We start from the raw sequence: 21,497 nt of genomic DNA on the forward strand, positions 1-21,497 counted from the left end.
CGCGACGGACGAGGCCGCCGAGGCCAAGCCCCGCCGCACCCGCAAGACCGCGGCCGCTCCGGCCGCCACGGCCGAGGAGCCGGTGGCCGCGGAGGCCAAGCCGAAGCGCACCCGGAAGACCGCGGAGACCGCGGAAGCGGCCGAGGCCACCGGGGACGCGACCGAGGCCAAGCCCAGGGTCCGCCGCACCCGCAAGACGGCCGCCGCCCCCGAGGCCGCGGCAGCGGAGGCGACCGGGGACGGCGTCGAGACCACGCCGCGCCGCCGCACCCGTAAGGCGGTCGCCGAGGCCGTCACCGCGGAGATCCCGGCGCAGGCCACCGGCGAGCCGGAGGTCAAGCCGCGCCGCCGCACCCGCAAGGCGGCCGAGACCGCGGAAGCGGCCGAGGCCACCGGGGACGCGACCGAGGCCAAGCCCAGGGTCCGCCGCACCCGCAAGTCGGCCGCCGCCGTGGAGGCCGCCGAGGCCTGATCCCCGCGCTCCACGGACCCGCAAGGTCCACCGGCTCGCCGGTCCACGGACACGGCACGACGGCCCGGCCCACCTCGTGTGGGCCGGGCCGTCGGCGTCCCCGGCGCGAGCGGCCCCGCACGCGCCGTATCCACCGGTGCGCCCGGTAGCCTCACCGCATGAGCAGGCCTCCGTCCTTCGTCCCGCCGGCCGGTGCGCGTGCCGGCCGGCTGCGTACCGCTCGCGGTGAGTTCGCCGTCGTCGACGCGCCCGCGGCGGCCGGCGCCGAGCCGCGGGGCACCGCCCTGCTGCTGCCGGGGTTCACCGGCAGCAAGGAGGACTTCAACCCGCTGCACGGGCCGCTCGCGGCGCGTGGCTACCGGACCGTTGCCGTGGACGGGCGCGGACAGTTCGAGACGGACGGACCGGTGGACGACACCGCGGCGTACGCCCAGGAGGAACTCGCGCGGGACGTCCTCGCCCAGGCCGAGGCGCTCGGCACGCCCGTGCACCTGCTCGGGCACTCGCTGGGCGGGCAGATCGCCCGCGCGGCCGTGCTCCTGGACCACTCCCCGTTCCGCTCCCTCACGCTCGTGTCCTCGGGCCCGGCGCAGATCTCCGTCTCGCAGCAGCAGCGCGTGAAACTGCTGCGGGACGCGCTCGCCGTGATGACGATGGCCGAGGTGTGGGACACCATCCAGGCGATGGAACCGCCCGAGGAGACCGACGCGGGGCTGGACGCCGGGCTCGACGACCGGGAGGACCTGCGCCGCCGCTGGCTCGGCAACCGGCCCGCCCAGCTCCTCGCCACCGGCCGCCAGTTGTGCACCGAGCCGGATCGCGTCGCCGAGCTCGCGGCCGTGGCGCTGCCGTTCCACGTCCTGTCGGGCGCGCGCGACGACACCTGGCCGGTGCCGCTCCTGGACGACATGGCCGTGCGGCTCGGCGCCCGGCGCACCGTCGTGGAGGGCGCCGAGCACTCCCCCAACTGCGACCGGCCGCTCGCCACCGCCCGTGCCCTCGCCGACTTCTGGGACGACGCCCTCCCACGGTGACCGGTGCCCCGGCGGCGCCCCACGCCGTCCCGGCGGTGGACCGGTGGCGTGCGGACGTGTCCCGTGCCGTCTTCGTCAGTACTGCGCCTGGAGGTGGTCCCAGAAGCCGTCCCGCAGGGCGCGTCGCAGATCGGCCTGGCCGCGCAGCGAGTACTGGAGCAGTCCTTCGGCCTCGACCAGCAGGTCCTGGTCGACCGATCCCGGCAGGTAGGGGTGGCCGGGGAGGAGTTCGACCAGGGTGTCCCGGCCGCGATCGGCGAGCCACTTCGCGGCGATCTGCGCACCGACGAAGCGGACGTCCTCACGGGTGGGCCGGACCGTGCCCGCCGGGTCGTACGTCACCGCCGTGCGCCGGGAGACGTAGGGCTTGAAGAAGTCGAGGTCGAGGGTGCGCTGGCTGTCGACCTCCCACAGCAGCGGCTCGGCCTGGTTGCGGCCCTCGGGGGCCTCGATGCCCCACAGGTGGACCCGGGCGCCGTAGCCCTGGGCGGCCTCCACCGCCGACACCAGGTCCTCGTCACCGCCGAGCAGCGCGGCGTCGCTGATGGCGCGGTGCCGGGCCAGGGACTCCAGGTCCGTGCGGATGAGGGAGTCGACGCCCTTCTGCTGGTTGTTGGCGTTGAGGTTGCCGAGGCGGACCTTGACGTCGGGCAGCTCGGCGATGGTCTGCTGCTCGGCGGTGTGGATGCGGCGCCGGGCGCCGTCGTACCAGTAGACGCGCAGCAGCCGGCTGTCGGCGAAGACCGTGCGGGCCCGGTCGATGAGCGCGTCGATCAGGCCCTCGGCGTCCAGGTCGAAGGCGCGGCGGTCCTCGGTCCCGGCCACCAGCCGCCCGGCGGCGGCGTAGAGGTATCCGGCGTCGACGAAGATCGCGTGGGTGGAGGGTGTCTTGGCCACCTCGGCGAGCATGCGCTGCAGCAGCTCGTTCGTGCGGTCGATGCGGGCGGCCAGTGCCGACGGGTCCTGGTTCATCTCTTCCATTGTCCCGTCGGTCACACTGCGAACACAACCGGTCCCGATCGGTCGACCGAAGACGCTCTACCGGTCGGTAATTAGACGTTCGAAAATTTTCTTTAGCGTAGGGAATGTTTGTAACAGGCAGCCCGTTGAATACATACGGAACACGGGTACCGACGCCCCGTGCACCGTCCATCTCCAAGTAATTCTCCGCAGGAGGATGACCAGACGAAGGGAGAAGCCCCATGCGCTTCGAAATCATGCGACTCGACGAGGTCGACGGCACCACCGTGGACAGCACCGTCGTGGACGCCGCCTCCGTCAACAGGATCGTTCAGCAGGCCGCCGCGATCGGCCAGCGACTCTGGATCCGCCCGGCCGACACACCGGCCTCGTAACAGCAGGCCCGCCGTTTGACGCTTCGGAGCCCCCGTGCGGCAGTTCGCCGTACGGGGGCTCCGTGCGTACGGGACGTCCAGGCGCCCCGGACCGGCCTGCGGCCGCCCCCGGGTCAGCCCCGGATCACCTGGGTGACCCCGTTGATGATCTGCTGGACGGCGATCGCCGAGAGCATCATGCCCGCGAGCCGCGTCACCAGGACCACGCCGCCGTCCTTGATGACCCGGATGATCAGCAGCGAGTAGCGCATGACCAGCCACAGCACGACGTGGATCGCGAGGATCGCCGCCCACACCGAGATCTGGGTGGAGACGCTGTCGGCCTTCTGCACGGCGAGGATGACGGACACGATCGCGCCGGGACCGGCGAGCAGCGGCATGCCCAGCGGGACCAGCGCGACGTTGACGTCCTTGGTCGCCTTGGGCTCGTCGGTCTTGCCGGTGAGCAGGTCGAGCGCGATCAGCAGCAGGAGCAGCCCGCCGGCGATCATCAGCGCGGGCACGGACACGTGCAGGTAGTCGAGGATCTGGTGGCCCAGCACCCCGAACACGGCGATGACGCCACCGGCCACGCAGACGGCCTGGAAGGCCATGCGCTTCTGCACCTTGCCGGGACGTCCGGCGGTCAGCGCGAGGAAGATCGGAGTGATCCCGGGGGGATCCATGATGACGAAAAGGGTGAGGAAGAGGGAGCCGAAGACGGCAGCGTCGAACATGGGTGTGGAACAGCCTTGCGGAAGAAGAGAGGTACGGGGGCCGTACCGGAGTGATGAGGGTGGCGCGGGTCGGAGGCTCAGGCTCCGCCGGTGCCCGGCACCGGGAACGCTCCGGTCGCCCGTCGCGTGATCTCCCCGTACACCTCGGGGTGGGTCGTGAACTCGCCGAGGCCGACGGTCTTCCGGCTGCCGTGGTAGTCGCTGGAACCGGTGGCCAGCAGTCCCAGCTCCTTGGCCAGGCCGCGCAGCCGCGCCCGCGTGTCGGGGTCGTGGTCCATGTGGTCGACCTCGATGCCGTCGAGGCCGGCGGCGGCCAGCTCGGCGATCCGGGCCTCCGGGACCGTGCGGCCCCGCTTGGCGGCGGCCGGGTGGGCGAAGACGCAGACTCCGCCGGCCGCCTTGACCAGGCGGATCGCCTCGAACGGGTCCGTCTCGTGCTTCTCGACGTAGGCCCGGCCGCCGTCGGCCAGCCACTTATGGGTGAAGGCGTCGCTCACGGTCGGCACGACGCCGAGTTCCACGAGCGCGGAGGCGACGTGCGGCCGGCCGACCGAGCCGTCGCCGGCGATCCGCGCGACCTGCTCCCAGGTGACCGGCACGCCCAGCGCGTTCAGCTTGGCGACCATGCCCTTGGCGCGCGGCACCCGGTCGTCCCGGACCAGCTCCCGCTCGGCGAGCAGGGCGGGCTCCTCGGGGTCGAAGAGGTAGGCCAGCATGTGCATGCTGATGCCGTCGACACGGCAGGAGAGCTCGGCGCCGGTCACCAGGGTGAGCCCCCCGGGCAGCGCGGCGATCGCCTCGGCGTGGCCCCGGGTGGTGTCGTGGTCGGTCAGCGCGACGACGTCCAGACCGGCCGCGGCGGCGTTGCGCACCAGTTCGGCCGGGGAGTCCGTACCGTCGGACGCGGTGGAGTGGGTGTGCAGGTCGATGCGCACGACACGTACTCCAGGCGGTGACGGGACGGAAGGGGACACCCAAGGATAACGGGAGCCCAGGGGTGCCCTGTCACAGCCGGAACCACTCCCCGCCCCCTACACGTCCACGCGGCCCCGCCCGCGACGACGGCCCCGCGCGGACCCCGGCCGCGGGGCCCGCCTCCCCCGGCCGGCGCCGCTCCCGCTCCTACGGTCGCAGCAGACGCGGCGAGAGCGCTCCGCACGGCACGAGGTCGACCTCCGCGCCGGCCTCGCGCAGGTCGGCCAGGACCAGTTCGTCGTACATCAGCAGCCCCGACTGCTCGGGCCAGACCACCGCCCACAGCCACAGCCCGCGCGCCTCGCCCGCGAAGACGGCGCGGTCGACCGGCGCGCCGGGGACATGCCACAGCGGCGTCGGCCGCCCGCCGGCCAGGACCTTGGCGTCGGGCGGTTTCTCGACGTCCAGGGTCGGGCCGGGGTCCGGGCCGTCGATGCCGGCGTAGCGCGCGCCGAGGCCGACGCCGAGTTCCTCGGCGACCAGGATCAGCTCGCCCATGCCGCCGAGCGGCCCGGGACCCGAGCAGGCCACGGCGGTGGCACGGCCGCCGCTGCGGTCGTCACCGGCACTGGCCACACCCGTGAACAGCCAGCCGACCGGCAGCGGCCACGGCATCCAGACCGGCACCTGGGTGCGGTGCACGACGACGCCGAGGGCTTCGACGCCGGGCGGTATCACGGGCTGGACCGGATAGACCGTCCCGTGCACATCGCACTGCCAGGAGTCGTTGAAGAGTCCGGGAGCCCTGACCCGGCCACCGCACTTCGGGCAACTGGGTTCGCCCCTCATAGGGCCCCACGGTCCTACCCGGACCGCGCCGCGTCAAGGACGATCACCCGACCGGAGGGGCCCCTCACCAGGGAGAACTAGATGTATGTTGCATTAATTAGCCGACCTAACTTACTATGTGCATAAGCCAACTATCTGCTCGCGAGCATCCGCTCACCGAGATCCCTCCGGGGCCTCCCCGGGATTGGAGAAGGCATGGACGCGGACCCCTTCGACGCGGGGGCTGCCGGCCTCCTGCGGCAGCCGAAGGCAGTCTGGGCGACGGCCGGCGCCTCGGTCGTCGCCTTCATGGGCATCGGGCTAGTCGACCCGATCCTGCCCTCCATCGCCAAGGGCCTGGACGCCACCGCCAGCCAGGTCTCCCTGCTGTTCACCTCCTACTTCCTGATCACCGCCGTCGCGATGCTGGTCACCGGCTTCGTCTCCAGCCGCATCGGCGGCCGCAAGACACTGCTGCTCGGCCTCGCCCTCGTGGTGGTCTTCGCCGGGCTCGCAGGCACCTCCGGCTCGGTCGGCCAGCTGGTCGGCTTCCGGGCGGGCTGGGGCCTGGGCAACGCGCTCTTCGTCTCCACCGCGCTCGCGGTCATCGTCGGCGCGGCGGCCGGCGGCAGCGCGGCGGCGATCCTGCTCTACGAGTCGGCGCTGGGCCTCGGCATGGCGTGCGGCCCGCTGCTCGGCGCGCTGCTCGGCGACGCCAGCTGGCGCTACCCGTTCTTCGGCACCGCGTTCCTGATGGCCGTCGGCTTCCTGTGCATCACGGCGTTCCTGAAGGAGCAGCCCAGGCCCGCCCGCAAGACCTCACTGCTGGACCCGATCAAGGCACTGGGTCACGGCGGTCTCGCCTCGGCCGCCGTCTCGGCGTTCTTCTACAACTACACGTTCTTCACCGTGCTGGCGTTCACGCCGTTCGTGCTGAACATGACGCCCTACAAGTCGGGCGCGGTGTTCTTCGCCTGGGGCGTGCTGCTCGCCGTCTTCTCGGTGATCGTGGCCCCGCGCATGCAGGAGCGGTTCGGCTCGCTGAAGGTGCTCGGCGGATCACTGGTGCTGCTGGCCGCCGACGTCGTCGTCCTGGGCTACGGCGACCACACCACCGCGATCGTCTGCACGATCCTGTCCGGCGCGTTCATCGGCGTGAACAACACCGTCTACACCGAGCTCGCCCTCGGCGTGTCCGACGCGCCGCGCCCGGTGGCCAGCGCCGGCTACAACTTCGTGCGCTGGTTCGCGGCCGCCGCCGCGCCCTACTTCGCGCCGAAGATCGAGGAGTGGACCGACGTCCACATCCCGTTCGTGGTCGCCGGCGCGACCGCCGTGCTGGGCGCGCTCGTGGTCCTGGTACGGCGCCGGGCGCTCGTCCACGAGACGGCGGAGCACCAGCCGCGGCACGCCCGCGAGGACGGCGTCACCGTCTTCGCCGACTGACGCTGCGGACCACCCTCACCGGCCGGCGCGGTCGTGCTCGCCGGCCGGTGCCGGCCATGGCCGCCAACTGACCGGGACCGGCCGCGCGTTGGTGAGATCGGTCACTGGAGCGGGACGGACCCGCGGGTCGGATCCCGCAGGTCCGTCCCGTTCGCGAGCCAGCGCTCCTGGAGCTCCTGTGCTCCGTGCACGCGCTTGAAGGCGGCCTCGTTCGGGGTCATCGGGAGCAGCGGCAGGAACCGGACGGGGTCCATCGGCCGGTCGAGTTCCAGGTCCTCGACCAAGCCGCCCGGCTCGGCCACCAGGACCGAGGTGAAGGGCGCGCCGGGCCACAGCGGCCCGCCCACGTCGAGCGAGGCCCCCGGCGCCACGACCACGCCCTCGACCTGCGGGGACGCGCCGAGCACGGCCAGCGGACGGAGCACCTTGTCGGTGTCCGCGACAGCGGCCCGGACGGACAGGACAAGCTCCGCGCGCGGCCCCTCGACGGGGTCGGCGAGCATCGCCGCGGGGTCCGTCATGGGGTGCGCGGACATTCCGAGGGTGGCGTAGCGGACGATGGCGCCCTCCGCGTCCGTGTCCCGGAAGCGCAGCACCTCGATACGGTCCGTGCCCAGGAAGGTGACCGCCGCGCGCGCGTCCGGCTCGCCCAGCGCGGAACGCAACCGGGCCTCGACCAGAGGGAGAACATCAGCCATGCGGCGAGCATAGAACTCGTCAGTACGCGGCAAAGCGGCACCTTGACACGTCGGCCGACTGATAGTCTTACCCGGCGATCGGGCAGCACACAGCGGGGTTCCTCCCAGGCGTTCAGCGCTGGGCGACCCCATCCGTCCCGACGCCACTGAAACTCCCCTGACGGGGCACCCTTCAAACAGGGTATGGATCGTCCCTCACGAGGGACCGGCCGGAGGAGGTGGGGCTGTCATGGATCGAAGTCGACCGTGCAGTAGCACCCGCTCTTCCTGCCGTTGACGTAGCTGTTCTGGCTCCGGCTGGCCGCCACCTCTCACCCTCGCGCCCTCGTGCGCGTCGTACGGAAGAGCACTTCGTTTCGTCTGCCTGATCGTCCGATCCGGCTGATCCGTCTGGTCTGTCTGATCCGAGTCAGTGACGAAGTCCGCCACCGCGACGGTGCGGTGCTCCCCGCTTTGTGGACGTGCGAAACATCCTTCTTCCGCCCGGCAGCGGAAGCTTCTTCGGCAGGACGTCCTCATTCCGGGCAGTTCCAACCGCCGCCCGGCGCCTCTTCGTCGCTCGTCACGAAGGAGCCCCGCCATGTCGATGATCCGTGACCTGCGTGCCGTGGTCCGCCCGTCCCGCCCGGCCAAGCGCAAGGACAACGGCACCTACGACACCACGCGTGACCCGGCGACGCCCTCGGCCGTCGTCGACTGCGGCGTCTACCGCGACGGCACGCGTCTGGAGACGGGCACGCCGCTCACCCCGCAGGAGGCGATGCGCCTGGTGCGGCGCGACGGGGGCTTCGTGTGGATCGGGCTGCACGAGCCGACCGAGTCGGAATTCTCCGGTATCGCGGCGGAGTTCGGGCTGCACCCGCTGGCCGTCGAGGACGCGGTCCAGGCGCACCAGCGGCCCAAGCTGGAGCGCTACGACGACACCCTCTTCACCGTCTTCAAGACCATCCACTACGTCGACCACGACCGGCTCACCGCCACCAGCGAGGTCGTCGAGACCGGCGAGGTCATGTGCTTCACCGGACGGGACTTCTTCATCACCGTCCGGCATGGCGGCCAGGGCTCGCTGCGCACGCTGCGGCACCGGTTGCAGGCCGACCCCGAGCTGCTGGCCAAGGGCCCCTCGGCGGTGCTGCACGCCATCGCCGACCACGTCGTCGACGGCTACATCGCGGTCGCGGACGCCCTCCAGGACGACGTCGAGGAGGTCGAGACGGAGGTGTTCTCGCCGGGCCGCGGCGGCACCGCGCGCGGCACCGACGCCGGGCGGATCTACCAGCTCAAGCGCGAGGTCATGGAGTTCAAGCGCGCGGTGTCGCCGCTGCTGCGGCCGATGCAGCTGCTGAGCGAGCGGCCGATGCGGCTGATCGACCCGGACATCCAGAAGTACTTCCGGGACGTGGCCGACCACCTGGCGCGGGTGCAGGAGCAGGTCATCGGCTTCGACGAACTGCTCAACTCCATCCTCCAGGCCAATCTCGCCCAGGCGTCCGTGGCGCAGAACGAGGACATGCGGAAGATCACCGCCTGGGCCGCGATCATCGCCGTGCCGACGATGGTGTGCGGGGTGTACGGCATGAACTTCAAGTACATGCCCGAGCTGCACTGGAAGTACGGCTACCCGGTGATCATGAGCGTGACGGTGGCGATCTGCCTCGGCATCCACCGCACGCTGAAGCGGAACGGCTGGCTGTAGCGGCCCCGGTCCGCGTACCCCGCTGGCCGCTCCTGCTCCGGCCCGTCCCCGCGCCGGCTCCCCCGTACCGCCCCCGCCGCGAACCCGCCCCCGCCGGGTGTCTCGTTACCCTTCTGGCATGACAAGCGAGCTGCTCGACCAGGCCCTCGTCGAGGAGGCCACGAAGAAGTCCGGCCTCATCTGGGTCCAGGGTCCCGACGCCCCGGTCCGGGCCCTGTGGCACGTCTGGCACGAGGGCGCGGCCTGTGTGGTCGGCGACGGCCCCGGCGAGCAGCCGCTGCCCGGGCTGGCCGACGGGGCGATGGCCGAGGTGACGGTGCGCAGCAAGGACAAGGGCGGCCGGCTGGTCACCTGGTCCGCGCGGGTGGTGGAGCTCGCCGCGGACTCGGAGGCGTGGCGGGCGGCGGTGGCCGAGCTCAGGGGCAAGCGGCTGAACGCCCCCGACGGCGAGGCCATGACCGGGCGGTGGGCCCGGGAGTGCCGGGTGCTGCGCCTGGAACCGGCGGGGACGACGGTGCCCCTGCCGGACGGCTCGCTGGCCGAGGCGCCGCTGCCGTCCCCGGCGACGACCCGCCGCCCGGTCCCGGCGGGACTGCCCCGTCTGCTGCTGAAGAAGCGGCGGCGGAAGTAACGAACGAGGGCGGAAACCCCCGGGGCCGGGGCGGAGACCCCCTGGGGCGATCGGCGCCCCGCGAAGGCTCGACCCCGCGCCCGGTGTCAGGAGGTCGGCAACTGCTTGCCGTAGTCGACGGTCTCGCTCTTGTCCGGTTCGGCCAGGGCGAAGTCCTCGCCCCACCGCGAGAAGCTCAGCGTCCCCGCGCCGCCCGCGCGCTGGAGGCGCAGCGGGTAGGCCGTGCCCTCCAGTGAGACGTCCAGGGCGCCGCCGGTGCCCTTGCCGCCGGTGATGCGGATCGTGCGGACGCCGGACTGCTCGTGGCGGCCGTCCTTGGCCAGCGTGCCGTGCAGGGTCAGCAGCCCGTCGAGGAGCGTTCTCTTGTCCGTGAAGCCGCTGAACCGCTTGTACGCGGGGTCGCCCTGCGGCACCTTCACGTACTTGCCGTCGAGTTTTCCGCCCGCCCCGGCGTCCTTGCCGTCCCCGCCGTCCTTGCCGTCCCCGCCGCCGTCGACGCGGTCCCAGAACTCGGCGTCCGCCTTCAGATACAGCTGCCTGCCGACCCTCAGCAGCCCGAAGGTCACCCCCTGCGAGGTGACCGAGCCGGAACCGCCGTCGGACTTCAGCCGCATGTCGAGCCAGTACGTGCGGCCGTTGCTGACCACGTTCCCGGACAGGCGCACGGCGTCGGCGGAGTCCGCCGCGGCCCGCGTCCTGGACTGGATCCCGTCGGCCGGCAGTTTGCCGACCCCGTTGGTACCCGCGTCCGGGTCGTCCGCGGAGCATCCCGTCAGCCCCGCGCCCGCGACGACGGCCGCGGCGCACAGCGCGCCCGCCAGCACGGCCCGGCGGAAACGGCCCTGGGGAATCACAGTCACAGGTGGCGCTGCCTTTCTGACGGGAGCGACGGGTGCGTGCCGTGCAAGGAGTACGACGGATGCGACGGGTGGTGCCCGAAGCGGCGTACGGCAGCGTACCGGGGCCGCGGCAACCCGGTGGAGCCAGTCCGTCCGGACCGCTCACCAGGGCGTATCCGAACGGGACGGGCTAGCCTGAAGCCGACGTGAGCGGGCAGGGGAAGGGACACCGACCTGGAGCACCCACCACACCCGAACCCAAGAGATGCCCCACGCATCACGGAGCACGCAAAGGAGGCGCGGCCATGGCAGCGGGCGCCCCCCGGATCTTCGTCTCGCACCTGTCCGGCGTCGCCACGTTCGATCCGGCCGGCGACCAGGTGGGACGCGTGCGCGATCTGGTCGTCATGCTGCGCGTCGGACGCCGACCGCCCCGGCTGCTCGGCCTGGTCGTCGAACTCCCCACCCGGCGCCGCATCTTCCTGCCCATGACCCGGGTCACCAGCATCGAGTCCGGCCAGGTCATCACCACGGGCGTGCTCAACGTCCGGCGCTTCGAGCAACGCCCCACCGAGCGGCTCGTCTTCGGCGAACTGCTGGACCGGCGGGTGGCGCTCGTGGAGACCGGCGAGGAGGTCACGGTCCTGGACCTGTCGGTGCAGCAACTGCCCGCGCGCCGCGACTGGGAGATCGACCGGGTCTTCGTCCGCAAGGGCCGCAAGAGCGGCGCGTTCCGGCGGAGCAGGGGCGAGACGCTCACCGTCGAGTGGTCCGCGGTCACCGGTTTCTCCCTGGAGGAGCACGGGCAGGGCGCGGAGAACCTGCTCGCCACCTTCGAACAGCTGCGCCCCGCCGACCTCGCCAACGTGCTGCACCACCTCTCCCCCAAGCGGCGCGCGGAGGTCGCCGCCGCGCTCGACGACGACCGGCTCGCCGACGTCCTGGAGGAGCTCCCCGAGGACGACCAGATCGAGATCCTGGGCAAGCTGAAGGGGGAGCGCGCGGCGGACGTGCTGGAGGCGATGGACCCGGACGACGCGGCCGACCTGCTCGGCGAGCTGCCCGAGGAGGAGCAGGAGCGGCTGCTCGGCCTGATGCAGCCCGCCGACGCGGCCGACATGCGCCGGCTGATGTCGTACGAGGAGCACACGGCGGGCGGTCTGATGACGACGGAGCCGATCGTTCTGCGGCCGGACGCGACCGTCGCCGACGCGCTGGCCCGGGTCCGCAACCGCGACCTGTCGCCGGCCCTCGCCGCCCAGGTCTACGTCTGCCGTCCGCCCGACGAGACCCCGACCGGCAAGTACCTGGGCACGGTGCACTTCCAGCGGTTGCTGCGCGACCCGCCCTACAGCCTGGTCAGCTCGCTCCTGGACGACGACCTCCAGCCGCTCGCCCCCGACGCCGCGCTGCCGGTCGTCGCCGGGTTCTTCGCGACCTACGACATGGTGGCGGCGCCCGTCGTCGACGAGGCGGGCTCGCTGCTGGGCGCGGTGACCGTGGACGACGTCCTGGACCACATGCTGCCGGACGACTGGCGCGAGACGGAGTTCCACCTGGACGACGAGGGGGCGGCCACCCATGGCGGCTGAGCGCGAGGGCACCCGGGACCGGCCGGCCGGAGCCACGGCCGCCGGACGGTCGCGGGCCGGCCGGCTGGACCAGCCGCGCCCGCTGCGGCGCAGGCTGCTGCCCGAGTGGGACCCGGACGCGTTCGGCCGGCTCTCCGAGCGCATCGCCCGCTTCCTGGGCACCGGACGGTTCATCGTCTGGATGACGGTGGTGATCATCCTCTGGGTGGTGTGGAACGTCGCCGCGCCAGGCCCGCTGCGCTTCGACCAGTACCCGTTCATCTTCCTCACGCTGGCGCTGTCCCTCCAGGCCTCCTACGCCGCCCCGCTGATCCTGCTGGCGCAGAACCGGCAGGACGACCGGGACCGGGTCAACCTCGAACAGGACCGCAAGCAGAACGAGCGGTCGATCGCCGACACCGAGTACCTGACACGGGAGATCGCGGCGCTGCGCATGGGCCTGGGCGAGGTGGCGACCCGCGACTGGATCCGCTCGGAGCTGCAGGATGTGATGAAAGAGCTGGAGGAGCGGCAGAACGGCCACCACACGCACGCCGTATTCCCGGCGGATCACCCACGCGGACGTGACATGGACGACCGGTGACGGGGGTCCCTGGGCCGCCGCCGATCGCCGTACCATCGTTCTCATGGTTACGGAAGACGCGGTGCGCGAAGCGCTGGCGACGGTTGACGACCCCGAGATCCACCGGCCCATCACCGAACTGGGCATGGTCAAATCGGTGGAGATCGGCGCGGACGGGACGGTCGCGGTCACCGTGTACCTGACGGTCTCCGGCTGCCCCATGCGCGAGACGATCACGCAGCGGGTGACGGACGCGGTCTCGCGGGTCGAGGGCGTCACCCGGGTCGACGTCTCGCTGGACGTGATGAGCGACGAACAGCGCAAGGAACTGGCGAACGCCCTGCGCGGCGGCCAGGCGGAGCGCGAGGTCCCCTTCGCCAAGCCGGGCAACCTGACCCGTGTCTACGCGGTCGCCTCCGGCAAGGGCGGCGTCGGCAAGTCCTCGGTCACGGTGAACCTCGCCGCCGCCATGGCGGCCGACGGCCTCAAGGTGGGCGTGGTCGACGCCGACATCTACGGCCACAGCGTGCCGCGGATGCTCGGTGCGGACGGCCGCCCCACCCAGGTCGAGAACATGATCATGCCGCCGTCGGCGAACGGCGTGAAGGTCATCTCCATCGGCATGTTCACCCCGGGCAACGCGCCGGTGGTGTGGCGCGGCCCGATGCTGCACCGCGCGCTCCAGCAGTTCCTGGCGGACGTGTACTGGGGCGACCTGGACGTCCTCCTCCTCGACCTCCCGCCCGGCACCGGCGACATCGCGATCTCCGTGGCCCAGCTTGTCCCGAACGCCGAGATCCTGGTCGTGACGACGCCTCAGCAGGCCGCCGCGGAGGTGGCCGAGCGGGCCGGTTCCATCGCCGTGCAGACCCATCAGAAGATCGTCGGCGTGGTCGAGAACATGTCCGGCCTGCCCTGCCCGCACTGCGGCGAGATGGTCGACGTCTTCGGCACGGGCGGCGGCCAGATGGTCGCCGACGGTCTGACCCGCACCACGGGGGCGTCGGTCCCGGTCCTCGGCTCCATCCCGATCGACGTCCGGCTGCGCGAGGGCGGCGACGAGGGCAAGCCGGTCGTCCTGTCCGACCCGGACTCCCCGGCCGGCTCGGCCCTGCGCGCGATCGCGGGCAAGCTCGGCGGGCGGCAGCGCGGCCTCTCGGGGCTGTCGCTGGGCATCACGCCGAGGAACAAGTTCTGACGCCGCGGTCGTGACACCGTCGTCGTGACGTCTCGGTCCTCGTGCCGGGGCGTGAGCAGGGGGCGCCGTTCCCACGGAACGGCGCCCCCTCGCCGTAGGCCCTACTCGTCCCGGCGTCCCGGGCACAGGTCGAGCGGGCTGCACAGCTGGACCACCTGGTAGGGGCCGCCGTCGAGCCCCGCCCGCCGCTGTCCGTCGCCGTGCGGCAGGAACCGCCACTGGGAGGCCTTCGTGTGGCCCGTCCGGTCCGCCTTCTCCACCTGCGCGTGAAGCGTACGGGCGCGCGGGTCGTTGGTCTCCACCAGGATCTCGTCGTCGGCGAGCGGGAAGTGGTCGTGCAGCAGGCACAGCCCGAAGCGGTCGAGGTTGCCGTGCTTCTCGAGCACCGCCACCAGGTCGCCGACGAACTCGGCGTCCTGCGGTCCCAGCCCTTCGGCATCCTCGAACCGGGGAAGCGGGCCCTGCCGGGTGTACAGCTGTGTCTCAGTCATAATTCCTCCGTCAACCATCTGACGGTCGATTGGGTCCCCAATTCCATTCTCGGCCGTCGGTCGCATTTCCGCACCCGCGGCGGCTGCGGCCGAAGGGGTGGGGCGGCGATCTCCCGCAGTGTGTCTGTTCATGACACGTGAGGCGTCACGAATACTTTCCTGGCAGGGTTCGGGAAGAGGTGTCGCGTGGGAACGGTGTGGTGGTGGCTGCGGCTGGCGGCGCTGGTGGCCGTGGCCGTGATGTGGTGCGGGAGCCCTTCCGCCGAGGCGCGGCAGAACACGCCCGACCCATGCCGGACGGAGCAGCTGGACACCAGTTACGTCAAAGCGGTAATTCGTTTCTCCCAGCACAGCGAGAACTACGTCAAGGTCTACTCGGACATGACCGTCAAAGTTCCCGTGAATAAGTGGCAGCCGGCTCATCATCTCACGTTCGACGAGAATTCCCCGGAATACCAGAGGGCGATGCGGTGTCTGCTGCGCGGTCAGGAGAATGCCGCGCGGAACGAGGAATGGCGGCCGCACGAACCGCAGGTGACCGCCGCGGACGGCTGGGTGACGGTGCGGTACGAGGCGTTCGCCTGGATCCAGAGCTACAAATCCATTCGCCTCGGCCCCTGGCTCATCGTCAGGAGCGGCGGGGACACGTGGAATGTCCTCCTCCAGCCCGCGGCACTGCGAAAACATCCCTGGGCGCAGGTCAGGGCGGAACTGGGCGGCATGCGTTTCGCCGACCGTTCCGAACGGGCGTCGTCGGCGACCGAGAACGAGCTCGTGTGGACCGGAGAGCCGCCTCGGCGCATCTGGTTCGAGGTCGACCTGCCGTGGAAACGGGCCTTCACACTCGGGTACAGCCAGTCGCTGTGGAATTCGGCGAACATCATCGCCTGGTGGGTGTGCGCCTCGTTCGTGATCGCGCTGGCCGCGCTCCGGGCCCAGCGCGCGTCCGCGCCGGCCGTGCCGGCGGCCCCACCGGCGGGCGGCGACGGGGACGGGCCCGCGCGGTGGCGGTGGGGCCGCCTCGGCGCCAGGCTCGGCCGGAACCCCGCGCGGACGGTCGTGCAGTGGGCCGTGCTCAGCGCGGCGGTCGCCCTGACGTTGCGTGTGGTCGCCTCGCAGCCGCCGCTCGCGTTGCGGTGGCGCACCCTCATCTGCGTCGCCGCCGGTCTCGCCCTGGTCCTCATCGCCCGGCCGTGGACCCGGGGCGTGCCGCCCGCCGGCTCCGGCGACCGCGCCGACGACCCCCCGGAGCCGGACGGCGTCCAGCGCCGCCAGGCGCGCGCGGTCGTCGTCAGCGCGTCGGTGGTGGCCGCCCTGGGCCTGCTGGTGGTGTTCCTCCCCGCGCTGTTCGGCCTGTCGGCGGACCTGCTCCCGAGGAGGACGCAACCGCTGGCCGGCCGGACCGGTCTGGTCCTGCTGGGCCTGGCCGCGCTGTGGCTGTGGCTGGCCGCGATGGCCGCCTGGGCGTGGCGCTTCGCGCGGGAGGGCGGGCTGGCCCGCGCCGCCTGGACCGCCCGGTGGGACAGCACCCCGGTCCGCTGCGTCGCCGTGGTCGCGGGGCTGCTGGCGGCCCTCGCCGTGGCCCTGCTCGTGTGCTGCTGGGTGTCATGGGGGCGTCAGTGGGACCGCGTCACCTGGCTCACCGCCGGGAACGACTCCGCCGCCCGGGCGAGGTACTTCGACCTGAGCCTCAGCCAGTTCTCCCTCACCGACCTGGTGTGGGTCTTCTCCCGCAGTTGGGTGCTGACCGGTGTCGCCCTCGTCGCACTCCTCCACCACCGGGTCACCGCCGCGGGCGCGCAGACCGGCCGCGGACAGCAACGGCTCACCCTGGGGCCCGAGAAGCCGGACCTGCTGCTGACCGTGGCCATGTTCGCCTTCATCGTGAACCTGAGGGCCACCGCCTTCTCGGGCGTCAGCGCGCAGTACGTCCTCTGGTTCCTGCTGAGCATCTTCTCCCTGTACGCCGTGCTCGCCGCGGGCCGGCGGCGGTCCGTGCTGTGCCGGATGGGGGACCGCTTCTACGTGCAGAGGCTGAGCACCAGGAGACGGCGCCACGAGCTGATGACCAAAGCGCACCAGTACCGCAATCTGAACCAGCAGCTGTACCTGCTGAACCAGGGGCGCGCCGGTGATGTCACACGGGACGCCGTGGAGGATCGGCTGCACAGACTGCACCAGTGGCTGGTGGCGGCATGTCCGAGGAGGAGCGGGGCCGTCGAGGTGTCCGTGCTGGACGTCGCGCTGGCCTGGGGCCCGGAGGGCCACTGGTGGTCCAACGCACTGCACAGTGCGCGCGTGGCGTGCTGTTTCGGGCTTCCGGCCAGCGTCGTCCTGGTGGTTCTCGACCAGCGGGCCGCCCAGAACCGGCTGGAGACCGCCTTCAGCCCCACCGGCTATCCCGAGGTCGTGGTGAAGTTCTTCCTGTACCAGCTGGCCTGGGTCGGGGCGGGATTCGTCCTGGGCGCGCTCTGGCGTCTTTTGCCCGGGCGCCGCAGCCACACCCGCGCGCTGAGCCTGACCCTCGCCTACGCCCTGCCCATCTGCACCGCCGCCGGGCTCGTCCGCGCCACGGACACCGATCTGGGCTACACCCTCGTGTACGTCCTGGCCATGCTCATCATCCTCACCCTGACCAGCATCTGGATGGACACCGAGACCTTCAGGGCGGAACGGCAGTTCTGGCCCAGCCGTTTCGCCCTGCTGCTGTCGATCTATCAGGTACGCGGCCTGTCCGTGCAGATCGCCTGGATCCTCACCCAGGTCACGGCCGCCATCGGCATCTGGGACAAGCTGGTCGGCGCCTGAGGCGCGCCGGCCACGAGCCGAGCAGGACCGCCCGACGGCCGTCGGGTCCCCGCGGCGCCAGGCGTACGCGGCGGGCCCGCGGCGTCAGGCGTCGTACGCCGTGATGTCCTTGACCACGGCGAAACCCAGCCCGTACGCGCTCATGCCCCTGCCGTACGCCCCCACGTGCACCCCTTGCGCGGTCGTTCCGGCGAGCACCCAGCCGAACTCGGACTCGCGGTAGTGGAAGGGGGCCGGAACCCCGTCCACGGGCAGGGAGAGCGTCGACCAGTCGGGGCCGGACAGGTCGTCGGCCAGCACCCACGCCGTCTCGGTCTGCTGCTCCAGCCAGTCGTCGCGCAGCGCGTGGTCCATCTGCATGGGCCAGGTGAAGGAGAGCAGTCCCACCCCGGCCAGCCAGGCCGCGGAGGAGACGGAGGTGGCCTCCAGCTGGCCGGTGCCGTCGGCGAGCCGCCGGACGGGGTTGGCGGCCACGGTGACGACGACCGCGAACTTGTCCTTGGGCTCGTCCGGTGACCCGGACACGAACTCGTTGCGCACGGAGGGCTCGTCGCCGTGCCCGATCGAACCGTGCTCCACGGAGCCGTCGGCCGAGGTGCCGACCTGCATCAGCCAGCGCGGTCCCGTGAAGGCCTCGTCGAGGCCGTACCACGGGAAGGGCGCCAGCAGGTAGCCGTCGACCGTGCGCCGGGCGGAGGAGAGCTGTTGTCCACCCTCCGCGGCCGGCGCCTGCGCGACCGTTCTACTCGTCGTCTCCATCTGCCCGGACGCCTCCTCGCTCTCGTCGGACCGGGGCGGCCCGCCCCCCTCCGGGCGCACTCGCCCGGTCCGCACAACAACTCGGCAGCATATCCACCCCGCCTCGGGCAGCCCGGAAAGCGCCCGGCGCGTGGCTCGGGCGGTGGGCCGATTCGGGCAGTGAGCGGTGCGCCGTGAGCGGGAAACACGGCCCGGCGGGAGGACGACGTGCCAGACGTAGGGGGGCCATGCGGACAAGACGCCCACCCGGGAGAGCTGCCGCTATGACGCGCGTCACATGCGGCGTGCGCATATGACGGCCGCGCGGCGCCGTGCCGGTAGCCGTGCCGGTATGAGACGCGTCACGTACCGCGGCGGCTCAGGTGGCGTCCGCGTCGAACGGCGGCCGGTCGTCGCGGTCGGTCCCCTCGGGCTTCTTGGTCATGTCGACCCGGCCGCCCGTCGAACCGGAGGCCGCGGACCCCGTGGAGGAGGGCGAGGAGTCGGTGTCGCGGCCGTGCACCGCGTCCGTGACCTCGGCCATCTCCTTCTTCAGGTCGAAGCCGTTGCGGATCTCCTTCAGCCCCAGGTCGTCGTTGTCCAGCTGCTTGCGGATGAACGTCTTGGGGTTGAGGTCCTCGAACTCGAAGTCCTTGAACTCCGGGCCCAGCTCCTGGCGGATGTCCTGCTTGGCGCTCTCCGAGAACTCGCGGATCTTCCGGATCGTGCGGGTCACGTCCTGGATGACCTTCGGGAGCTTGTCCGGACCGAACACGAGCATGGCCAGAACGATGATCGTCGCCAGCTCGGGCAGTCCTATGTCGTTGAACACCTGAAGCTCCTTGAGATGTCCGTGGTCCTCGGCCCTCGGCGGTCCGGTCTGCGGGGGTCCATCCGTGGTCCGGGCCGCATCCACGGTACCCGGACCACGCGTGCCACCGGTACCGCCCCGTGGTGTCGGAGTGCGTCCGCACGACCGGTTTTCCGGCGTGTTCGCCCTGCCGCAGCCGTGCGTTGGCCTGTGAACACGCTCCCGTCGGTCACTTCCTGTGAGGTTGGCGTCAGCCGCCGGTCGAGGACCCGAGCACGAGGGAGACCCTCCGTTCCTTCCCGCCGCGTTCGATGGTCAGCTCCAGCCGGTCGCCGGGGCGGTGGGCGCGCGCCCGGACGATCAGCTCCTCACCCGAGTGGACGCGTCGGCCGTCCACCGCGGTGATCACGTCACCGGCCTTGACCCCCGCCTTGGCGCCGGGGCCGCCCGGGGTGACCGGGGATCCGCCGCCACGGCTCTTCGCGCCGACCCGGGCGCCGTCGCCGGTGTAGCTCATGTCGAGCGTCACGCCGATCACCGGGTGGCTGGCCCTCCCTGTGTTGATCAGCTCCTCCGCGACGCGTCTGGCCTGGTTGACCGGGATGGCGAAGCCCAGGCCGATGGAACCGGCCTGACCGGTCTGCATGTCGGAGCCGGTGTCGGCGGAACGGATGGCCGAATTGATGCCGACGACCCGGCCGCGCGAGTCGAGGAGGGGGCCACCGGAGTTGCCGGGGTTGATGGGCGCGTCGGTCTGGAGGGCGTCGACGTACGACACGTCGCTGCCGTCGCCCTTCTCGCCGCCGGCCGTGATGGGCCGCTCCTTGGCGCTGATGATGCCCGAGGTGACGGTGTTGGCGAGGTCGAAGGGCGCGCCGATGGCCACGACCGGGTCGCCCACCTGCACGTTATCGGAGTTGCCGAGGGGCATCGGGGTCAGCCCCCGTACGCCGCTGACCTGGACGACGGCCAGGTCGTAACCGGTGTCGCGGCCGATGATCCTGGCCTTCGCTGTCTGGCCGCCGCTGAACGTCACCGATATGCCGCCGCCGGAGGCGGCCAGCTCGACGACGTGGTTGTTGGTGAGGATGTGGCCGAGGCGGTCGAGCACGAAGCCGGTGCCGGTGCCCTGCTCGTCGGAGCCGGCCACGTGCAGGGTCACCACGCTGGGCAGGGCGCGGGCGGCGATCCCGGCGACGCTGTCCGGGGCGCGCCCGGCCGGTTCCTTCCCGGCCTGCGGCAGCCGTACGGCCCCCACCCCGCCGTTGCGCTCGAAGTACGCCCCCATCACCCCGCCGACCGCACCGGACAGCAGCGCCAGCGCGACGGCACCGCCGACCAGGGACCGCCGCACCCGCCTGCGCCGCTGCTCGGCGGTCGCCACCCCGGCCCCGTTCTGCTGCAGGGCGCCGACGGCCGGGGCCGTGGCCCACGGGTCGTAGCGCTGCCAGGGACCGCCGGGTCCCGGTGAGACCTCGCCGGCGGCCGTCCGCCCGGTGTCCTGGGAGCCCACGCCGGCGGGGCCGGCGTCGAAGGGCCCGGTGCCGTGCGGGTACGGCCCACCAAAGACGGGCGCGTGCCCGGGGGCGGGCGGGCCGCCCCCCTCGACCGTGGCGGCACCGTGCGGCACCGGTCCGTCGTGCGCGCTGCCCGGCGGCTCGGCGGGAGCGGCCGGCGCGGGCGCGGGGGGTGCGGGCGGCAGCTGGGCAGCGGGCCCTGCCGGGGCACCGGTGCCGGCGGCCGGTGCCGGTGTGTCCCGCGGGACGCCTGGGGCCGACGCGGGCGCGGCCGGTGGGACGGGTGCGCCCGCCGCCATGGCGGGTGCGGGACCGGGCAGGCCCGCCCGGCCCCGCGCCGGCACAGGTCCGGCGACAGCCGTGGGCGGCAGGTGGGCCGTGCCGCCGGGGGCGGGCGTCAGCGCCGGGTGCTGCACCGGCGGGGCGGGGGCCCAGGGGCCCGGTTCGCCGTAGGGCGGGGTGTCGTAGGGGTCGGGGTCGTGCAGGGGTCCGGAGCGCTCCTCGGAGGGTGCGGCGGGGCCGGACTCGGCGGGAGGGCCGACCGGGCCTGCCGGCCCGGCCTCCTCCCGGGTGCCGGGCACCTCGGGGACGCCCGTCCCGAAGCCCGCCGCAGCAGGCCGGGCGAGCTCGAAGTCGCCCTCGTCCACCGCACCCTCGCCCGGCCGAGCGGTGGGCGCGCTCCGGCCGTCCGTGATCTGCGGCTCCGTGGGCCGCCTCAGCTCGTAGTCACCGTCGTCGTCCTCGCGCCCGGGCCGCGCCTCGGCGGCCGGGGCCGGGGACCGATGACCGGCGGCGTCCGCGGCCGGACCGTCCGTGGCGGTCCCGCCGGGCGAACCGGAAGCCTGCCCAGCGGGCGCCGGCCCGCCCGCGGCCGCCCCCTCGGAGCCGGCCGGACCTGGAGCCGGACCGCCGGGCCGCGCGAGTCCGTCCGCGGACTCGGTGCCGGCCCGGGGCACGGACGGATTCCGCGGGCCCGCCGACGGAGGCGTCGCCGCGTCCTCGGTTCCGCCCGGTGGGAGCGGCCGGGGCCGGCCGAACCACCTCGGGCGGGTGGACTTCGTGGGCTTCCCCTCGTTCATGCTCTCCCCACAGGTGCCCGCGGCACGGCTCCCCGGCGGGCGCCGTGCTTGGTCTCTCCGCGCCCGGACCG

At 72.5% G+C, this 21,497-nt stretch carries 19 protein-coding genes and 1 pseudogene; 10 read left to right on the forward strand and 10 right to left on the reverse strand.

All coding sequences use genetic code 11. The features are described from left to right. A pseudogene (locus tag ACF061_RS06215) lies at positions 1 to 472 on the forward strand (DEAD/DEAH box helicase); the annotation flags it as partial. Positions 473 to 630: 158 nt separating this feature from the next. Then, the gene (locus tag ACF061_RS06220; RefSeq protein ID WP_392265633.1) at positions 631 to 1,506 is read left to right on the forward strand and encodes an alpha/beta fold hydrolase; all 876 of its coding nucleotides are present in this window, start codon (positions 631 to 633) and stop codon (positions 1,504 to 1,506) included. Positions 1,507 to 1,581: 75 nt separating this feature from the next. Here ACF061_RS06220 and ACF061_RS06225 read toward each other — a convergent pair whose 3' ends face one another. Next, a complete protein-coding gene (locus ACF061_RS06225; RefSeq protein WP_392265634.1) occupies positions 1,582 to 2,478 on the reverse strand; it encodes an NYN domain-containing protein in 897 nt (298 codons plus the stop codon). Positions 2,479 to 2,708: 230 nt separating this feature from the next. Here ACF061_RS06225 and ACF061_RS06230 point away from each other — a divergent pair, with 230 nt between their 5' ends. Continuing rightward, positions 2,709 to 2,861, forward strand: a complete 153-nt coding sequence (locus ACF061_RS06230; RefSeq protein WP_018571269.1) for a hypothetical protein — start codon at positions 2,709 to 2,711, stop codon at positions 2,859 to 2,861. Between the two features lie 113 nt (positions 2,862 to 2,974). Here the strand turns inward: ACF061_RS06230 and ACF061_RS06235 are convergent, their stop codons facing one another. From ACF061_RS06235 to ACF061_RS06245, 3 genes are all read right to left on the reverse strand, one after another. Further along, positions 2,975 to 3,577 carry a MarC family protein gene (locus ACF061_RS06235; RefSeq protein ID WP_392265635.1) on the reverse strand — a complete coding sequence of 201 codons (603 nt, stop codon included), beginning with the start codon at positions 3,575 to 3,577 and terminating at the stop codon, positions 2,975 to 2,977. 77 nt (positions 3,578 to 3,654) lie between these two features. Further along, complete coding sequence (locus ACF061_RS06240; protein ID WP_392265636.1) at positions 3,655 to 4,512, reverse strand: PHP domain-containing protein; 858 nt, start codon at positions 4,510 to 4,512, stop codon at positions 3,655 to 3,657. 187 nt (positions 4,513 to 4,699) lie between these two features. Continuing rightward, positions 4,700 to 5,341 (reverse strand): DUF6758 family protein, encoded by a 642-nt coding sequence (locus ACF061_RS06245; RefSeq protein WP_392265637.1) that lies wholly within the window; start codon positions 5,339 to 5,341, stop codon positions 4,700 to 4,702. Between the two features lie 195 nt (positions 5,342 to 5,536). Here ACF061_RS06245 and ACF061_RS06250 point away from each other — a divergent pair, with 195 nt between their 5' ends. Continuing rightward, positions 5,537 to 6,766: an MFS transporter gene (locus ACF061_RS06250; protein WP_392265638.1), complete on the forward strand. Its 1,230-nt coding sequence runs from the start codon at positions 5,537 to 5,539 to the stop codon at positions 6,764 to 6,766. Between the two features lie 101 nt (positions 6,767 to 6,867). Here ACF061_RS06250 and ACF061_RS06255 read toward each other — a convergent pair whose 3' ends face one another. Continuing rightward, positions 6,868 to 7,464 carry a suppressor of fused domain protein gene (locus tag ACF061_RS06255; RefSeq protein WP_392265639.1) on the reverse strand — a complete coding sequence of 199 codons (597 nt, stop codon included), beginning with the start codon at positions 7,462 to 7,464 and terminating at the stop codon, positions 6,868 to 6,870. 580 nt (positions 7,465 to 8,044) lie between these two features. Between ACF061_RS06255 and ACF061_RS06260 the strand changes: the two genes are divergently transcribed. Together ACF061_RS06260 and ACF061_RS06265 are read left to right on the forward strand one after the other, a co-directional pair. After that, a complete protein-coding gene (locus ACF061_RS06260) occupies positions 8,045 to 9,160 on the forward strand; it encodes a magnesium and cobalt transport protein CorA (protein ID WP_392265640.1) in 1,116 nt (371 codons plus the stop codon). Positions 9,161 to 9,278: 118 nt separating this feature from the next. Then, a complete protein-coding gene (locus tag ACF061_RS06265) occupies positions 9,279 to 9,791 on the forward strand; it encodes a hypothetical protein (protein ID WP_392265641.1) in 513 nt (170 codons plus the stop codon). Between the two features lie 86 nt (positions 9,792 to 9,877). Here ACF061_RS06265 and ACF061_RS06270 read toward each other — a convergent pair whose 3' ends face one another. After that, positions 9,878 to 10,651 carry a hypothetical protein gene (locus ACF061_RS06270; RefSeq protein WP_392265642.1) on the reverse strand — a complete coding sequence of 258 codons (774 nt, stop codon included), beginning with the start codon at positions 10,649 to 10,651 and terminating at the stop codon, positions 9,878 to 9,880. 284 nt (positions 10,652 to 10,935) lie between these two features. Here ACF061_RS06270 and ACF061_RS06275 point away from each other — a divergent pair, with 284 nt between their 5' ends. Genes ACF061_RS06275 through ACF061_RS06285 form a run of 3 tightly spaced genes read left to right on the forward strand, consistent with a single transcriptional unit; the run spans position 10,936 to position 13,982 of the window. Further along, a complete protein-coding gene (locus ACF061_RS06275; protein ID WP_392265643.1) occupies positions 10,936 to 12,222 on the forward strand; it encodes a magnesium transporter MgtE N-terminal domain-containing protein in 1,287 nt (428 codons plus the stop codon). After that, a complete protein-coding gene (locus ACF061_RS06280; RefSeq protein ID WP_392265644.1) occupies positions 12,212 to 12,805 on the forward strand; it encodes a DUF1003 domain-containing protein in 594 nt (197 codons plus the stop codon). Before ACF061_RS06275 ends, ACF061_RS06280 begins: the two co-directional genes overlap by 11 nt. Positions 12,806 to 12,848: 43 nt before the next feature. After that, a complete protein-coding gene (locus tag ACF061_RS06285) occupies positions 12,849 to 13,982 on the forward strand; it encodes an Mrp/NBP35 family ATP-binding protein (protein ID WP_392265645.1) in 1,134 nt (377 codons plus the stop codon). A gap of 101 nt (positions 13,983 to 14,083) precedes the next feature. On the opposite strand, the gene ACF061_RS06290 is transcribed toward ACF061_RS06285, so the two are convergent. Next, entirely contained in the window at positions 14,084 to 14,473 is a 390-nt protein-coding gene (locus tag ACF061_RS06290) for a hypothetical protein (RefSeq protein WP_392265646.1), read from the reverse strand. 186 nt (positions 14,474 to 14,659) lie between these two features. Between ACF061_RS06290 and ACF061_RS06295 the strand changes: the two genes are divergently transcribed. Then, the gene (locus tag ACF061_RS06295) at positions 14,660 to 17,281 is read left to right on the forward strand and encodes a DUF6185 family protein (RefSeq protein WP_392265647.1); all 2,622 of its coding nucleotides are present in this window, start codon (positions 14,660 to 14,662) and stop codon (positions 17,279 to 17,281) included. An 84-nt stretch (positions 17,282 to 17,365) separates the two neighbouring features. Here ACF061_RS06295 and ACF061_RS06300 read toward each other — a convergent pair whose 3' ends face one another. The 3 genes from ACF061_RS06300 to ACF061_RS06310 form a co-directional block, all read right to left on the reverse strand. Then, positions 17,366 to 18,040, reverse strand: coding sequence for a hypothetical protein (locus tag ACF061_RS06300; protein WP_392265648.1), 675 nt, complete (start codon positions 18,038 to 18,040; stop codon positions 17,366 to 17,368). A 358-nt stretch (positions 18,041 to 18,398) separates the two neighbouring features. After that, positions 18,399 to 18,851, reverse strand: coding sequence for a sec-independent translocase (locus ACF061_RS06305; protein WP_392265649.1), 453 nt, complete (start codon positions 18,849 to 18,851; stop codon positions 18,399 to 18,401). A 229-nt stretch (positions 18,852 to 19,080) separates the two neighbouring features. Beyond that, the gene (locus ACF061_RS06310) at positions 19,081 to 20,994 is read right to left on the reverse strand and encodes a trypsin-like peptidase domain-containing protein (RefSeq protein ID WP_392265650.1); all 1,914 of its coding nucleotides are present in this window, start codon (positions 20,992 to 20,994) and stop codon (positions 19,081 to 19,083) included. Positions 20,995 to 21,497 lie beyond the last annotated feature (503 nt).

The sequence above is a fragment of the Streptomyces sp. NPDC015220 genome, from assembly GCF_043079345.1.
Classification (GTDB): domain Bacteria; phylum Actinomycetota; class Actinomycetes; order Streptomycetales; family Streptomycetaceae; genus Streptomyces.

Coding starts and splice junctions, on each gene's coding strand:
- ACF061_RS06230 (WP_018571269.1), top strand. CDS start 2,709: ATGCGCTTCGAAATCATGCGACTCGACGAGGTCGACGGCACCACCGTG.
- ACF061_RS06280 (WP_392265644.1), top strand. CDS start 12,212: ATGGCGGCTGAGCGCGAGGGCACCCGGGACCGGCCGGCCGGAGCCACG.
- ACF061_RS06285 (WP_392265645.1), top strand. CDS start 12,849: ATGGTTACGGAAGACGCGGTGCGCGAAGCGCTGGCGACGGTTGACGAC.
- ACF061_RS06260 (WP_392265640.1), top strand. CDS start 8,045: ATGTCGATGATCCGTGACCTGCGTGCCGTGGTCCGCCCGTCCCGCCCG.
- ACF061_RS06275 (WP_392265643.1), top strand. CDS start 10,936: ATGGCAGCGGGCGCCCCCCGGATCTTCGTCTCGCACCTGTCCGGCGTC.
- ACF061_RS06220 (WP_392265633.1), top strand. CDS start 631: ATGAGCAGGCCTCCGTCCTTCGTCCCGCCGGCCGGTGCGCGTGCCGGC.
- ACF061_RS06245 (WP_392265637.1), bottom strand. CDS start 5,341: ATGAGGGGCGAACCCAGTTGCCCGAAGTGCGGTGGCCGGGTCAGGGCT.
- ACF061_RS06255 (WP_392265639.1), bottom strand. CDS start 7,464: ATGGCTGATGTTCTCCCTCTGGTCGAGGCCCGGTTGCGTTCCGCGCTG.
- ACF061_RS06290 (WP_392265646.1), bottom strand. CDS start 14,473: ATGACTGAGACACAGCTGTACACCCGGCAGGGCCCGCTTCCCCGGTTC.
- ACF061_RS06300 (WP_392265648.1), bottom strand. CDS start 18,040: ATGGAGACGACGAGTAGAACGGTCGCGCAGGCGCCGGCCGCGGAGGGT.
- ACF061_RS06265 (WP_392265641.1), top strand. CDS start 9,279: ATGACAAGCGAGCTGCTCGACCAGGCCCTCGTCGAGGAGGCCACGAAG.
- ACF061_RS06225 (WP_392265634.1), bottom strand. CDS start 2,478: ATGAACCAGGACCCGTCGGCACTGGCCGCCCGCATCGACCGCACGAAC.
- ACF061_RS06250 (WP_392265638.1), top strand. CDS start 5,537: ATGGACGCGGACCCCTTCGACGCGGGGGCTGCCGGCCTCCTGCGGCAG.
- ACF061_RS06235 (WP_392265635.1), bottom strand. CDS start 3,577: ATGTTCGACGCTGCCGTCTTCGGCTCCCTCTTCCTCACCCTTTTCGTC.